This window comes from Arthrobacter psychrochitiniphilus (assembly GCF_003185915.1).
GTDB lineage: Bacteria > Actinomycetota > Actinomycetes > Actinomycetales > Micrococcaceae > Specibacter > Specibacter psychrochitiniphilus.
On the sequence record NZ_QHLZ01000006.1, the window covers coordinates 295,779 to 311,485 of the forward strand.

Annotated in this window: 12 protein-coding genes; 8 read left to right on the forward strand and 4 right to left on the reverse strand. The window is 59.7% G+C overall.

The features are described from left to right. Positions 1-187 precede the first annotated feature (187 nt). On the forward strand, positions 188-1,576 hold the full coding sequence (locus CVS29_RS11670) for an inorganic phosphate transporter (protein WP_110106480.1): 1,389 nt from the start codon (positions 188-190) through the stop codon (positions 1,574-1,576). Continuing rightward, entirely contained in the window at positions 1,573-1,827 is a 255-nt protein-coding gene (locus CVS29_RS11675) for a hypothetical protein (RefSeq protein ID WP_110106481.1), read from the forward strand. The genes CVS29_RS11670 and CVS29_RS11675 overlap by 4 nt, the downstream gene beginning before the upstream one ends. A 141-nt stretch (positions 1,828-1,968) precedes the next feature. On the opposite strand, the gene CVS29_RS11680 is transcribed toward CVS29_RS11675, so the two are convergent. Next, on the reverse strand, positions 1,969-2,427 hold the full coding sequence (locus CVS29_RS11680; protein ID WP_110106482.1) for a hotdog fold thioesterase: 459 nt from the start codon (positions 2,425-2,427) through the stop codon (positions 1,969-1,971). Between the two features lie 163 nt (positions 2,428-2,590). On the opposite strand from CVS29_RS11680, the gene polA reads away from it, so the two are divergent. Together polA and CVS29_RS11690 are read left to right on the forward strand one after the other, a co-directional pair. Then, positions 2,591-5,215: a DNA polymerase I gene (polA, locus tag CVS29_RS11685; RefSeq protein ID WP_245932210.1), complete on the forward strand. Its 2,625-nt coding sequence runs from the start codon at positions 2,591-2,593 to the stop codon at positions 5,213-5,215. 74 nt (positions 5,216-5,289) lie between these two features. Continuing rightward, positions 5,290-6,633, forward strand: a complete 1,344-nt coding sequence (locus CVS29_RS11690) for a GNAT family N-acetyltransferase (RefSeq protein ID WP_170120961.1) — start codon at positions 5,290-5,292, stop codon at positions 6,631-6,633. 72 nt (positions 6,634-6,705) lie between these two features. Here CVS29_RS11690 and CVS29_RS11695 read toward each other — a convergent pair whose 3' ends face one another. After that, on the reverse strand, positions 6,706-7,467 hold the full coding sequence (locus tag CVS29_RS11695) for an ABC transporter permease (protein WP_211315124.1): 762 nt from the start codon (positions 7,465-7,467) through the stop codon (positions 6,706-6,708). A 258-nt stretch (positions 7,468-7,725) separates the two neighbouring features. Between CVS29_RS11695 and rpsA the strand changes: the two genes are divergently transcribed. Beyond that, the gene (rpsA, locus tag CVS29_RS11700; protein ID WP_110106486.1) at positions 7,726-9,207 is read left to right on the forward strand and encodes a 30S ribosomal protein S1; all 1,482 of its coding nucleotides are present in this window, start codon (positions 7,726-7,728) and stop codon (positions 9,205-9,207) included. Positions 9,208-9,381: 174 nt separating this feature from the next. After that, entirely contained in the window at positions 9,382-9,993 is a 612-nt protein-coding gene (locus tag CVS29_RS11705; protein WP_110106487.1) for a DUF805 domain-containing protein, read from the forward strand. A gap of 14 nt (positions 9,994-10,007) precedes the next feature. Here the strand turns inward: CVS29_RS11705 and CVS29_RS11710 are convergent, their stop codons facing one another. Continuing rightward, positions 10,008-10,745: an IMPACT family protein gene (locus CVS29_RS11710; protein WP_110106488.1), complete on the reverse strand. Its 738-nt coding sequence runs from the start codon at positions 10,743-10,745 to the stop codon at positions 10,008-10,010. 22 nt (positions 10,746-10,767) lie between these two features. Between CVS29_RS11710 and coaE the strand changes: the two genes are divergently transcribed. Continuing rightward, complete coding sequence (coaE, locus tag CVS29_RS11715; protein ID WP_110106489.1) at positions 10,768-11,700, forward strand: dephospho-CoA kinase; 933 nt, start codon at positions 10,768-10,770, stop codon at positions 11,698-11,700. A gap of 82 nt (positions 11,701-11,782) precedes the next feature. Here the strand turns inward: coaE and CVS29_RS11720 are convergent, their stop codons facing one another. Beyond that, entirely contained in the window at positions 11,783-12,259 is a 477-nt protein-coding gene (locus CVS29_RS11720) for a DUF4190 domain-containing protein (RefSeq protein WP_110106490.1), read from the reverse strand. A gap of 233 nt (positions 12,260-12,492) precedes the next feature. On the opposite strand from CVS29_RS11720, the gene uvrB reads away from it, so the two are divergent. Then, positions 12,493-14,577, forward strand: a complete 2,085-nt coding sequence (uvrB, locus tag CVS29_RS11725; protein ID WP_110106491.1) for an excinuclease ABC subunit UvrB — start codon at positions 12,493-12,495, stop codon at positions 14,575-14,577. Positions 14,578-15,707: the final 1,130 nt, after the last annotated feature.

Consider the following 15,707-nt stretch of genomic DNA (forward strand, 5'->3'; position numbering starts at 1 on the left):
GGTTAACCCCGTGTTCACCTTCCGTTAACCTGCTGCTTGGGTTCTGGGCACCAAGCGTGGGAAAATCATCGTAGGATCGTAGCGGTTGGGTTCACCAGCGCTGTCTCATGTCATGGGCGGTGGCACAAAGTTTCCTGCTCAATAATTCTTGTAGTCTCGCCTTTGCCCCCTCAAGATTGGATCGCGGGTGGATCTCACCTTCATGGTCGTGCTAGTCATAGCACTGGCCCTCTTCTTTGATTTTACGAATGGCTTTCACGACACAGCCAACGCCATGGCAACTCCCATTGCCACCGGCGCCATCAAACCCAAGACTGCTGTGGCCCTGGCCGCAATCTTGAACCTGGTGGGTGCTTTCCTCTCCACCGAGGTGGCCAAGACCATCTCCGGCGGCATCATCAATGAGGGCGGGCCCAACGGTGTCGCCATCACCCCGGAGATGATCTTCGCCGGGCTCATGGGTGCCGTGCTGTGGAACTTGTTCACCTGGTTGCTGGGCCTGCCCTCTAGCTCGTCCCACGCACTGTTCGGTGGGCTTATCGGAGCCGCGATCGTCGGTACCTGGTCATTCGGTGCAGTGAACTTCATGGTGGTTATCTCCAAGGTGCTCCTGCCGGCCATCCTGGCGCCGGCCATTGCCGGCCTGGTCGCCTACCTGTGTACGCGGCTGGCGTACGGTATTACCCGCCGTTCCGACCCGGACTCCGGAGACAAGCTGACTCAGAAACGTGGCGGTTTCCGCCGCGGACAGGTCTTCAGTTCCTCCCTCGTGGCACTGGCTCACGGCACCAATGACGCCCAGAAGACCATGGGTGTAATCACCTTGGTACTGGTGGCATCGGGCTTGCAAACAGCAGGAACAGGTCCGCACCTCTGGGTCATCACGGCCTGTGCCATTGCGATTGCCGGTGGTACGTATGCCGGCGGCTGGCGCATCATCCGCACGCTCGGCTCCGGCCTGACAGACGTTAAGCCCGCCCAGGGTTTCGCCGCTGAAACCAGCACGGCAGCCGCCATTTTGGCCTCCAGCCACCTTGGCTTCGCTCTCTCCACCACGCACGTGGCCTCCGGCTCCGTGATTGGCTCCGGACTGGGCCGCAAGGGTGCCACAGTACGCTGGGGCGCCATTGGCAAGATTGGTATTGCCTGGCTCCTGACCCTACCTTCGGCGGCCATTGTGGGTGGCCTTGCCGCCCTGCTGATCCGCACCGGCACAGTAGGCCTGGTCATCGTGGCAATCTTGGGACTGGGCGCCATCTTGTTCATGTTCTACAGGTCACAGCGTGAAGTGGTTGACCACAACAACGCCATCAGTGACGTTGACGCCGTGGGTGAAGCGCTGAACATCCCCAGCAAGAAGGAGCGCGAGAAGTTGGCCGCCAAGGCCCGTGCCGCACAGAAGGTGGCCGAAAAGGCAGCCAGGCGTGCTGCCGAAACCGCCGCCGTCCGCGCCGACGCGCAAACGGCCCTGGACCGTGCCGATACGGCTGTCTTGAAGGCCATGACCAAGGCTGCCGCGCAGGCGGAAGCTCCCAAGGACAAGGCAAAGATTGACGCTAAGAAGGGCAACAAATGATTGACTGGTTTGGATTCGTCATTGTCGCCATCGTCACCTTGGTTGGCGCCGTATTTGTCGTCACCATGTACTCCCTGGGCGTGCGGCTGGATGCTGTCAGTGATGATCCGGAAGCAAACTCCCCGGGCGCTGCCAAATTTGGTTCCTACGTCTGCTTCGGGTTCAGCATCCTGGCTGTGGTGGCCGGAATAGTGCTGATTGTGCCGCCGTTTTACAAGGCCGCCATGCATGTGTTTGGCGTGGAAGTCTAAGCCCGCCTCACCATTGAAGAACGACGCCGGGCACTCACCTTTTGCATACTGCGGAAGGCGGGTGCCCGGCGTCGTAAGTTAACGGCTTCCAAGGCTCAACGGAGCGTTCCGGCGGTGCGGATTGGTACGGGTTGGTGGGGGCTAGTTTGAGAGGATCATGTTGGTGATGCGGCAGGTGGATAAGCGCTGGCCAGCGTCATTTCTCATAACAACCTCGTGGGTGGTGAGGGTGCGGCCCAGGTGGATGGGCGTGGCGGTGCCGGTGACCAGGCCCGTGCTGGCGGCCCGGTGGTGTGTGGCATTGATCTCAATACCCACCACCTTGCTGCCGGGACCAGCGTGAAAAGCAGCAGCAAAGGAACCCAACGTTTCGGCCAAAACCACGTGAGCTCCGCCATGGAGCACACCCGTCACTTGAGTGTTTGACTCAACAGGCATGGTGGCAACCATGGATTCGGCGCTCATCTCGGTGAACACGATTCCCATCTTGGTGACCAGGGCGCCCACGCCGTGCTTTCCGAGGATGGCGTGAATTTCGGTGGGGATTCCTGCGGCGAGGAGTTCTTCGGTCAGGGGATGCGGTGTGAATTTATCGCTCATGATGACTAGGCTGGCACCTGTGAGTGATTCTGCCAAGACGGCCCCCCAGTCCACTGTTGCAACCAGCCCGGTTTCAGCGCCAGCCACAGCGCCCGCTACAGCCCCTGCTACCGGGCTTCCCAGCGGGGGAACCCCGCGCCTGCTGGTGGTTGACGGCCACTCCATGGCCTTCCGTGCCTTTTACGCCCTGCCCCCGGAGAACTTCGCCACGGACACGGGCCAGCACACCAATGCAGTGCATGGTTTCACCTCGATGCTGCTGACCATGATCCGGCAGCAAAAACCAACCCATGTGGTGGTGGCCTTCGATCTAGACACACCCACTTTCCGTTCCCTGGAGTACACGGAGTACAAGGGCGGACGTAATAAAACTCCTGAGGAGTTCTACGGCCAGATTGATCTCATTATCAAAGTCATGGCAGCCATGAAGATTCCCACCATTTCGGTGGACGGTTTTGAAGCTGATGACATCATCGCCACGCTCTCTACCCAGGGCGAAGCCGCCGGCTGGGACGTGCTGGTGGTCTCCGGTGACCGTGACGCTTTCCAGCTCATCACCGAAAAAGTGCTGGTCCTGTACCCGAAGAAGGGCATCTCCGACATCCCGCCTATGGATGCTGCGGCCGTCGAGGAGAAGTACCTGGTCCCTCCCAACCGTTACTCGGATCTGGCTGCGCTGGTGGGCGAATCCGCGGACAACCTGCCGGGCGTTCCCGGTGTGGGGCCCAAGACTGCAGCCAAATGGCTCAAGCTCTACGGGGACCTGGACGGGATCCTGGAAAACGTTGACTCTATTGGCGGCAAGGTGGGGGAGTCGCTGCGAGCCCATGTGGAGGACGTCAAACGCAACCGCCACTTGAACCACCTGCTGCGTGACATGGACCTGCCCGTGGCCCTGGAACAAACCCTGTTGCAATCCCCGGACCGTGAGGCTGTTGAGGAACTCTTTGACGCGCTCCAGTTCAACACCCTGCGCAAGCGACTCTTTGACCTTTTTGGTGAGGAGGAACCGGAGGATGCCGGTGAGGCTCACGAGGTGCCCGAGCATCAGCTTCTCACTGAGGCGGGCCAACTCACCACCTGGCTGAAGGCCGCCCCGGGCCCCGTAGCTGTAGATGTGCTCAGCGAAAAGGCCGGTCTGGCCCACGAGGCCGTCGCGGTAGCGCTGGTACGTGCCGATTCCGCCGTGGTGGTTGAACTGAGCACCGCCGATGAGGCGCTGGAGAACACCCTGGCCACCTGGCTGGCAGCCGATGCGCCGAAGGTGGTGCACGAGTACAAGGAAGCGCTCAAGGCGCTCTCGGTACGCGGGCTGGCCTTGGCAGGGGTCATCGATGACACCTCACTATCTGGCTACCTGATCCAGCCTGACCGGCGCAGCTACGAACTGGCCGAGCTGAGCCAAGTCCACCTGAAGGTCTCCTTCGAAGCGGCAAAAGAGGAATCCGGGCAGCTGGACCTGGGACTGGAGGGTGAGAAAAAATTCACCGACGCCGTCCAGCGCGGCTACGTGGCCCTGCTGTTGAGCGAACATTTCGCCCCCATGCTGGTGGAGCGTGGCGCTGAAGGCCTGCTACGCGAGCTGGAACTTCCTCTGGCCGCTATTCTGGCCGAGATGGAATTGACGGGCATTGACGTTTCTCAAGAGCGCCTGGCCACGCTGCTTGCCGATTTCACCGCTGCCATGAACGCAGCACAGGAGGCCGCTTTTGCCGCGATTGGGCACGAGGTCAACCTGGGTTCACCCAAGCAGCTCCAGGAAGTCCTTTTTGAAGAATTGGGGCTGCCCAAGACCAAGAAGATCAAGACCGGCTACACCACCGACGCCGCTTCCTTGAAGATGCTGTTGGAAAAGACCGGGCACGAATTCTTAGCCCAGCTCATGGCCCACCGCGAGGCATCCAAGCTCAAGCAAATGGTGGAGACCCTGAAGAAATCGGTGGGTCAGGACGGGCGCATCCACACCACTTACGCCCAAAATGTTGCTGCCACGGGACGCTTGTCCTCCAACAACCCCAATTTGCAGAACATCCCCATCCGCACCGAGGAAGGACGCCGGGTCCGGGACATCTTCGTGGTCAGCGAAGGCTACGAGTGCCTGCTGGCAGCCGACTACTCGCAAATTGAAATGCGCATCATGGCCCACCTCTCAGGGGATGCCGGCCTCATTGAGGCTTATGCCCAGGGCGAGGACCTGCACCGCTACGTTGGCTCGCATGTGTTTGGTGTGGCCCCGGAAGAGGTCACCTCCGCCATGCGTTCCAAGGTCAAGGCCATGTCCTATGGGCTGGCATACGGGCTGACCAGCTTTGGCTTGTCCAAGCAGCTGGAAATCTCCGTCGATGAGGCCCGCACCCTGGTCAAGGACTATTTTGACCGCTTTGGCGGCGTCCGCGACTACCTCCGTGGCGTGGTGGAACAAGCCCGCATTGACGGCTACACCTCCACGATTGAGGGCCGCCGCCGCTACCTGCCCGATCTGGCCAGCACCGACCGCCAACTGCGCGAGTTGGCCGAGCGGGTGGCACTGAACTCACCCATCCAAGGCTCGGCCGCGGACATCATCAAGGAGGCCATGCTCGGCGTGGACAAGGCGCTGACGGAGCAGGGCCTGAAATCGCGGATGCTGTTGCAGGTTCATGATGAATTGATCCTGGAAATCTGGCCCGGGGAGCTTGACACCGTCAAGGCGCTCGTCACAGAACAAATGGGTGCCGCAGCCCAACTGCAGGTGCCGCTGGAAGTCCAGGTGGGCATCGGCGCCAGCTGGAACGACGCCGGACACTAAGCACCGCCTCGCACTTCACTGCACCAACCTTCACTGCACCGACCCTCACTTCGCCCACCCGGATGGAAGAGCTCATGAGTAACGAACACAGCACCCGCCAGCGGGCCCCGCGGTCCTTCCCCTATGAGCTGCGCACCTTCCCCTGCCGGCTCGTGGACGGAGAGGTGCCGGCGGAGGTCAGTGCCTGGATTCAGGCGGTGGCTTTAGGGTTCCACGGGGACGCTCCCACCCCGGAGCTCGCCAAACGGTATGTTGAATGTGAGCAGGCCGATGAGCGGATGGCTACCGGGGCCTACCTCAAAGACACGGTGTCACCCGCCGGTGCGTGGGGGGTCGACTATCCGGTAGCCACTTACGCCTACCACCGAAAGACCCTCAATGTTGGCGGGGGAACGTTGCTTCCGGTCCACCAGATCACTGCTGTGACGGTCCGGCCCAGCCACCGCCGTCGTGGATTATTGCGGGCCATGATGGGATCTGACCTGGCCCAGGCCAAGGCGGCCGGGATCCCGGTGGCGGCCCTGACAGCGTCCGAGGCAACCATTTACGGGCGCTTCGGATTCGGCGTGGCAACCCACGCCAGTGACATTGAGGTCAACGTCAAGGGCGGCCTGGACTTTATTGTGCCCGCGGCAGCCGAACAAGGCCAGGTTGAAATCGCGGATCCGGCAACCGTCCGGGACGTCCACAATGAGGTCTTTGCCAAAGTCCATGCGGGCCGGTACGGATCAATAGGACGGCATGACATGTACCGGCTCAGTGCCTCGGGCCACGGCAACTACGGGAGCATGGAACCGGTCAAGAACGTTCGGGCGGCGCTCCACTACGACCAGCACGGAGCTGTTGACGGCTACGTGACGTACAAGCCGAGCACTGACAGCTCCCTGGCCACCGTGCAGATTGTGGACCTGCTCGCGGCCAGCGACGGCGCCTACCTGGCCTTGTGGAAGTTCCTGGGCTCACTCGATTTAATTGAGGTGATCACGTGGTCCATGGCTCCAGTAGTGGACCCGCTGGAATGGGCCATGGCAGCCAAGCGGCGGTACAAGCGCACTTCCACGGAGGACCTCTTGTGGCTGCGGATACTGGACACACCTGCGGCACTGGCTGCGCGTGACTACAGGGCTGACGGCAGCCTGACCATCCACGTGGGCGACCCGCTGGGACATGCCTCCGGGATCTTCCGGATCGATGTAATCCACGGCAAGGCCACGGTCACCCGCTGCCCGGAGGACGGCTCGGTTCCCTTTGGGCTGAGCATGGGCGTCAGTGAACTCTCCAGCCTGTATTTGGGCGCCGTCAGTGCCCAAACCCTCCACGCAGCAGGCCGGATCCGCGAGGATCTTGCCGGGACGGTAGCCGCCTTTGACGCGCTGTTTGCCGCCAAGGAATCAGCGCATTGCATGACCAATTTTTAGCTTTCTTCACTTGAGCGCACCCTTCCCGCCTACGTGCAGGAAATCAGCCACGGGCAAGCGGGAAAGGTGCACTCAAACGGCCACTGAGCGTGGTCGGTCCCATGCCGCCAGAGTGCTCAGCCACAGTGTCATGGCGGCGGCTGTGGAATTGACGAACAGCAGGGAAATCAGCACGAGGAGCTGGATCATGCCTGCATCAAGTGGGGCGGCCCCGCCAAGGATCATTCCCACGAAGGCGCCCGGCAGCGTGACCAGCCCGGCCGTGCGGGTCTGGTCAACAGCCGGTAGTACCGCCTCGCCGGCAACAGGCAGGCCCACCATGAAGCGGGCAGTCGGCCAGCGGAATCCCAGGGCCACAGCAGCCTCAGTCTCGCCGTGCCGCAGGTGCAATTCGTCACGGATGCGCCGCCCACTGAGCGTGACCGCGGACATGGCCCCGCCAATCTGCTGACCCAGCACGGCGATGATGGCCAGCGCGTTGAAGGGCAGCACCCCAAAAGCAAACATGAGAGCGGCCATGGGCGCCACGGCCGCCGCCAGGGGAATCGCTGCCATCCACCACCGCCCCGAAGGGGCAACCCGGTGCCCCGACGTCCAGACCGCCATAACAAACATGAAGGCTACAAAGCTGAAGGACAGCGCCGTGTGCTGTGACAGCCACGCAATGATCAGAGCAACGGCACTCAACTGTGCAAGTGCCCGGGCTCCTGCAGTCACTAGTTGGAAGGGTGAACGGCCCAGAGCCCAACGCCACACTACGGCGGCCAACAGCAACATCACGGCCAGCAAAAACCAGGCATTCGGCCCAAGGACCAGAAGTGTAGAAGCATTCACACACGCCATTATTGCAAGCTGCCGAAAAGTGGCGGATGCGTTTTGCGCTCCCACTCCCGAACAACTATACTGAGCGGGTATGTAATGAGTGATGTGGTGGCCTTTGCGGTCCTCACTTGCCCAAAATATGCACAGCACTGCGCAGGAACCCCTGCACTCATAATAATATTCGGGTCCGGCAACGGTTACGTCGCGAGTACTATGCGGCGAAGCTACGGATCCGTCGAAACCAACTATCCACATCGGAGCCCCTACTACATGACCATCACGACCCCCGAGAAGACTAGTACCACTCCCGTCGTTGCCATTAACGACATTGGTACTGCTGAAGAATTCCTCGCCGCAGTAGATGCAACCATCAAGTACTTCAACGACGGTGACCTCGTTGAAGGTATCGTTGTCAAGGTTGATCGCGACGAAGTTCTGCTCGACATCGGTTACAAGACCGAAGGTGTCATCCCCTCCCGCGAGCTGTCCATCAAGCACGACGTTGATCCCGGAGACGTAGTCTCCGTTGGCGATCAGGTCGAAGCTTTGGTCCTCACGAAGGAAGATAAAGAAGGCCGACTGATCCTCTCCAAGAAGCGCGCGCAGTACGAGCGTGCCTGGGGCGACATCGAGAAGGTCAAGGAAGAAGACGGTGTCGTTACCGGTACCGTCATCGAGGTGGTCAAGGGTGGTCTTATCCTCGACATCGGCCTGCGCGGCTTCCTGCCTGCATCGCTGGTCGAGATGCGCCGTGTCCGCGACCTGGCTCCCTACATCGGTCAGAAGATCGAAGCCAAGATCATCGAGCTGGACAAGAACCGCAACAACGTTGTTCTGTCCCGCCGTGCCTGGCTCGAGCAGACCCAGTCCGAGGTTCGCTCCACGTTCCTCAACAAGCTGGAAAAGGGCCAGGTTCGTCCCGGCGTTGTTTCCTCCATCGTCAACTTCGGTGCCTTCGTTGACCTCGGCGGCGTAGACGGCCTCGTCCACGTTTCCGAGCTGTCCTGGAAGCACATCGACCACCCGTCTGAGGTTGTCGAAGTTGGCCAGGAAGTCACCGTTGAGGTTCTGGAAGTTGACCTGGACCGCGAGCGTGTATCGCTCTCGCTCAAGGCTACGCAGGAAGATCCCTGGCAGACCTTCGCTCGCACCCACGCCCTCGGGCAGGTTGTTCCGGGTAAGGTCACCAAGCTGGTTCCCTTCGGTGCGTTCGTTCGCGTTGAAGACGGCATCGAAGGCCTGGTTCACATCTCCGAGCTGGCCGTGCGCCACGTTGAGCTGGCCGAGCAGGTTGTCTCCGTTGGCGACGAATTGTTCGTCAAGGTCATCGACATCGATCTGGAACGCCGCCGGATCTCGCTCTCACTCAAGCAGGCCAACGAAGGTGTTGACGTCGACTCCACCGAGTTCGATCCCGCACTCTACGGCATGGTTGCTGAGTACGACGAAGAGGGCAACTACAAGTACCCGGAGGGCTTCGATTCCGAGTCCAACGAGTGGCTTGAAGGCTACGAGAGCCAGCGCGCCGTTTGGGAGCAGCAGTACGCTGATGCCCAGACTCGCTGGGAAGCACACAAGAAGCAGGTTGCCGAGCACGCCGCAGAAGATGCAGCTGCTGATAACGCCGGTGAAGGTGGCGAGTCCGCAGGGACTTCCTACTCCTCCGAGCCTGCTGCAACCGAATCGGGCGCCGGCACTCTGGCTTCCGACGAGGCACTTGCTGCCCTGCGCGAAAAGCTGACCGGAAACTAATTTCCCAGCCTTTCACACAGTAGTTCTGAACGGGTTCTCCACCTTCGGGTGGGGGACCCGTACCTGTTAAGGGGGCAGAACCTGTTGAGCTGTTTGTGTCAATGATCTTAGCCCGGGCAGGCATGCCTTCGGATACGATGGGTTGAAACCATCGAACAAGAGGTATATGAGGCAATGACCAATCCGGAACACCACCCGCAGCATCATCGTGTAATCCCTGGATACTTTGGCCCTGCAGAGGCTGCGCCGGTCTCGGTTCCGGTGACGCAGGCACAAGCCCCGCAGCCACTAGGGCAGCAGGTTCAAGAATGGCAGATGCCGGCGTCCGTGCCACCGTATGTGACTCCGTCGATGAGTTATGGGTCGGCAGATTCCGCTTCGCAGCCCATGGTCGGGGCCACCCCGCTACAAGCCGTGGGCCGTTTCTACAAGAAGTACGGAACTTTCAGCGGCAGGGCCAGCCGCAGCGAATTTTGGTGGGTCCTATTCTTTATGGCTGCCGTGTTCGTTATTACGGCCATGGTGAATTCAGCCACCAGTGACTGGGTAGTCAATGCCTATATCACCTTCGTGTTCGTTTCTTTTGTGCCCATGCTGGCGCTAACTGCCCGGCGTCTTCACGACGCTAATCTCCCCGGCCTCTTGACAATATTGGTATTGATCCCATGGGTGGGATTCCTGATCATCGGGGGCTTGGCGTGCAAGTCCTCAAAGCCAGGCGGCAGCCGTTTCGATCGCCTGCAGCCGGAACGTGCGCGCCTGCAAGCTAGGAAGCACCAAAGGTAGATCGGCAGCCGTTGTCAGGCCCGGTCTAATGGTGTGTCCACCCAGTCCGTGCCGGCTGTTGCCAACGTGCAGCGCCCCGCACTTAATGCGGCAAGGCGTTCCACAGCAGTGTTGATGATCAGATCATCATCAGCTATGGCCAATCCCACATGGGTGTTGAGGGCGTCATAGTTGTTGCCCGTCATGAGGTAGCCGGCGCTGCGCAGATCATTTTCCAGCCGGCCTGCCGCCGCATGGGGGACGGCTACAGTGAAAAGTTTGAGCCTGTCCCGGCTCACCAAGGGAGCCAACTCCAGGGCTTTGCTGACGGACTCTGAGTACGCCCGCACCAGCCCACCGGCACCCAGGAGAATGCCGCCAAAATAGCGTACGACCACGGCGCACACATCGCTGAGGTCAGCGCTGTGCACCCCATCACCAGCCCGAGTCTCACGTTTCACCAACGCATCCAGCATGGGTGTGCCAGCTGTGCCGGAAGGTTCGCCGTCGTCGTGGGAGCGCTGAAGATCGCGGCCTGGGCCAATGACAAAGGCCGAACAGTGGTGCCGGGCGTCGTAAAACTCCTTGCGCAGTTCGGCCACCAGCGCCCTGGCTGACGGCTCCTCGTCCACTCGGCGCAGCACCGTGATGAAACGGGAACGCTTGATCACGAGTTCATGACGGAAATCGGCTCCGGCGCGAAGGGTTGTGTACGAGTTGGGGCCGGGCGTGGCCCGCGGGGGCCCGGGGCTGGGCTGGACAGTCTGGCTCACCAAATCAGTCTAGTGTGGAGTCATGCTTTCATTGGGACTCACTGGTGGCATTGCCTCCGGAAAATCGCTGCTCTCCGCCCGCTTCCGTGACCTGGGTGCCTTGGTCATTGATGCGGACCAACTGGCCCGCGAGGTGGTGGCCCCTGACTCGCCTGGCTTGCGCGCCGTCGTCGAACATTTTGGTGCCGGCATGTTGTTGGCCGATGGCGCGCTGAATCGTTCGGCCCTGGGCGCCATGGTTTTTTCTGACAAGGCACAACTGGTGGCCCTGAACGCCATTACGCATCCTCTGGTGAGGGAGGCGGCCACCGCACTGAAGTCCAGCGCCGGGCCGGGAACCATTGTGGTGCAGGACATTCCGCTGCTCGTGGAGACAGGGCAAGGCCCCGCCTTCCATCTGGTGGTGGTTGCGCAAGCGCCATTGGAGAGCCGTCTCCGGCGAATGATGACTGATCGTGGCATGTCGTACGAAGATGCGATGGCGCGCATTGGTGCCCAGGCCAGCGACGAACAGCGCATGTCAGCGGCCGATGTGGTGATTGTTAACGATGGCACCCGAGAGGATGCTCTTGGCGCATTGGATGCACTGTGGTTTGACCGGCTAGTGCCGTTTGCTGTGAACCTGGCAGCTGGAATACCTGCCACAGCGTCCCCAGATGCGTCCACTGTTCACGCCGCAGCAGCGTCGGTGCCCCTTGAGGAGGGCGCAAGGGACAGACTGCTTGCGCGGCTTCACTTGGCAGTGGGGGCGAGTGCGGAGATTTTACCGCCCCGTTCGGCGCACGGACCAGTGTTTGTCATCGAGGCGGCTAGAGGAACTAGCCGTGGGAGTCTGTTGGCTGCTTTGGCTACGGCAGGCTATTTCCCACTGCCGCAAGGGGGAGGATCAACTCTCTTGGCCTCGGCAGATCCGGGCCAGCACGCCACAATTGAGCTGGCAGCAGCACCCCTCTAACGAAGCAGGGCCCGCACCGTTGAGGTGCGGGCCCTGCTAGCCGGCGGCTCCCCGGAGGGAAAGGCCGAGACTTATTTTTGGCTTAGTAGCCGGCGCAGGAGTATTCCAGTCCGTCAACCACAACGGATTCGGCACCGGTGCTCTGGCACTGGTTGACAACCTGAGTGATCAGGTCCAATCCGCCCACTTCGTTGACGGCGTTCATGGCTGCCACGACAATAACAATGGTCGCAATGATGGAAGCAACAACCGCGAGTGCACCGATGATGACGGCCACCAGGGCCAGAGTGTTACGTCCAAAGCCGGCTTTCTTGGACTTGGAGAGGGCCACGAAGCCCAAGATCATACCGACCAGACCGAAGCCTACGAACGGCAGGATGATGGCAACAATGGACAGTGTCTTGCCCGGGTCCACAGCGGGTGCGCCGTAGGGGGCAGGCTGCTGGCCGTAAGGTGCGGGAGGCTGCTGGCCGTAAGGTGCAGGGGCCTGGCCGGGCTGGTTGTAGGGTGCCTGGGTCTTTACGGGCTGGCCGTAGGGGTTTTCGGGATTCTCGCTCATGTTTTCCTCTCAGGAAGCTTTCTCAAGCCGGTGGTGTGCAGTGTGATGTCGATGGGTTCCGTGTAGCCCCCGGAAGTGGCTGAAGGAACACCTTCGTGCTTAGTCTCATTTTGTCATGGCATGGCTGACAAGTTGGTGTTGTGTCATGGGGAGTCCTCCCCATTAGCTGCCAGAGGTGAACAACTGGCAGAGGAAGTGCCCCATAGTGCATAGGACGCGGTAGCGTTAACGCCATGAGCCTTGCGCAGGAAATCAACCGGGTCGTTGCACCCTTCGAAGTCATCAGTGAGTTCAAGCCGGCAGGCGATCAGCCTGCAGCCATTAAGGAACTGACCGAACGCATCAACAACGGTGAGAAAGATGTGGTCCTGCTCGGTGCCACCGGAACAGGCAAGTCCGCCACAACGGCGTGGCTCATTGAGCAGGTGCAGCGGCCCACACTGGTCATGGTGCAAAATAAGACCCTGGCAGCACAGCTTGCCAACGAATTTAGGGAGCTGCTGCCTAATAACGCTGTTGAATATTTCGTCTCGTACTACGACTACTACCAGCCGGAGGCGTATGTTCCGCAGTCGGACACCTTCATTGAGAAGGATTCCTCCGTCAATGAAGAGGTAGAGCGGCTACGGCATTCGGCAACAAACGCGCTCTTGACCCGGCGTGATGTGATTGTGGTTGCCACGGTGTCATGCATTTACGGACTCGGCACCCCGGAAGAGTACGTGGCTGGGATGGTCACGCTGCGCCGTGGGGAAACCATGAACCGTGACGATCTGCTGCGCAAGTTTGTGAGCATGCAATACACGCGCAATGACATTGACTTCCACCGCGGCACCTTCCGCGTCCGGGGGGACACCGTAGAAATTATCCCCATGTATGAGGAACAGGCCCTCAGGGTGGAGTTTTTTGGGGACGAGATTGAAAGCATCTACACCCTGCACCCTTTAACAGGGCAAATCATCAGGGAAGAAAACGAGATGTATGTCTTCCCGGCATCTCACTACGTAGCCGGGCCTGACCGCATGGCTCGTGCCGTCAAACAAATTGAGGATGAGCTGGCTGCACGAACTAAAGAACTTGAAAGCCAGAACAAGCTCCTTGAAGCGCAGCGGCTGCGCATGCGCACCACGTATGATCTGGAAATGATGGAGCAGATGGGTTTCTGCAACGGCATTGAAAACTATTCGCGGCACATTGACGGCCGTGATCAGGGCAGCGCCCCGCATTGCTTGATTGACTACTTCCCGGATGACTTTCTGCTGGTCATTGACGAATCCCATGTGACGGTTCCGCAGATCGGGGCCATGTATGAAGGGGACATGTCCCGCAAGCGCACCCTTGTAGACCACGGCTTCAGGTTGCCCTCCGCCATGGATAACAGGCCACTGAAATGGGATGAATTCCAGGAACGCATTGGCCAGACCGTGTACCTCTCGGCCACTCCCGGAAAGTACGAGCTGGGGGTTTCGGATGGCTACGTGCAACAGATCATCCGCCCCACGGGACTGATTGACCCCCAGATTATTGTGAAGCCGTCTCAGGACCAGATCAATGACTTGCTGGGAGAGATCCGCAAACGTACAGCAAAAAATGAGCGCGTGCTGGTGACCACCTTGACCAAGCGCATGTCCGAGGATCTCACGGACTACCTCCTGGGCAATGGCATCAAGGTCCAGTACCTGCACTCCGATGTTGACACCTTGCGACGGGTGGAACTGCTGCGTGAACTCCGCATGGGCGTTTTTGATGTGTTGGTGGGGATTAACTTGCTGCGTGAGGGTCTTGATTTGCCCGAGGTTTCCCTGGTCAGCATCCTTGACGCGGATAAGGAAGGGTTCTTGCGTTCTTCCACCTCACTGATCCAGACCATTGGGCGTGCAGCCCGTAACGTCTCTGGTGAGGTGCATATGTATGCGGACCGGATCACGGCCTCCATGCAGTTCGCCATTGACGAGACCAACCGGCGCCGAGAAATTCAGGTCAGCTACAACAAATTACACGGTATTGATCCGCAGCCGTTGCGTAAGAAGATTGCCGATATTACCGACCAATTGGCCAGGGAAGACGCAGACACGGCAGCCCTGCTGGAGGAGGCACGTCTCAAGCGTGAAACAGGCGGAAAGGGTGGCAAGAAGAAGGCCTCTGGCAGCACTGCCTCCCGCCCTGCGAAGGAATTGATGGACCTGATCGAGGAATTAACGGCACAGATGCATGGTGCCGCCGCTGACCTCCACTTTGAACTGGCAGCCAGGCTGCGCGATGAGGTAGGGGATCTGAAGAAGGAACTGCGCCAGATGCGTGAAGCCGGCCACGACTAACGGTACGTGCGCTGGCCCCGGCGGGTCGATGTTGTTGAGACCCGCGGGGGCAAGCGCTGCGCATCTTGGGTATGTGAAGTTTAAACGGGGTTAAAAGGTTTGATAACTGATGAATGTTTTGAATTCTTAACATGCTCTGAGCTGCAGCAATAGATTTCATTGCTAATCTGCGAGAATCTTTGACTGGCTGTTTCGTCAAGAAGTTACGGTTCGAATTCCACAGCTGCTCAGCGGTTGGATTGGTTGCTGTCCTCGCAGTTTTCGCTTGGCCGCCTAATCTCCGAGAGTCTGACAGTGGATGAGTTGCGTTGATCAGGGTATACCCAATGTGGCATTTCATGGCATCCTCATGCTCAACTGGCAGTTTCGGACTTCATCACGCTAGTAGATTGTTGCGCCTTCTAGCTTGTCCGGGCTAAAGCCCGTTCCATGCAGAAGCTTTCACATTTGCCGTAGGAAAAGTGGCGCTTGGACCCGGAAAAAAGACGAATATGGAGTGTTTTCAACACCTGATTGATTCAACCGGCCGTGCGGTTGATGCGTTGGCTTCGCTTCCGTCATTATAGGAACGTTGCTTGCCGCTCTTTTCGCCTTTTCCCGGCTTATTCCCCGCTAATGCGAGGTGTATCAGCAATTCCAGCGGGTCCCTCGGATTGGAGATAACAGGACGCTTACCGTGGCAGAAGCAACAAGAAAAGCCCCCAACAGGAGAAAGATACCGCATAGTTTTTCGTATTGTATCTAGATCCACGGCGGGGTGAAGGCCGCTGGGCTACATCGTTTCAGGTTGCCGTTCAAGTGCCCTCGCCCCTGATAGCACGTCGGCTGGACAGCTGCCGGACCAACTCTCGTCCAGGGGTGGTCGCTGAGCTGTCCTGCCGCAGGGTGATTTCCTTAAGGTTCAATCGCACGGTGCGTAGTGTGAGTGAGGAAGGGCCCCAGCGCTCAGTTCTGACGGGGCAGAACCATGAACTTCGCATTTGTGGACATTCGCGTGCTGCTAGCCGTCACGGCGTTCTGTTCCGTTACTTCGACGTGAGCTGTGGGCCGCGGGTGTCAAGGGCCATGAGTTTCTGCCCACCAGCGGCCAGGTTATCTGCCCACTGGTGGCCAGCAAAACTGCCCGGATA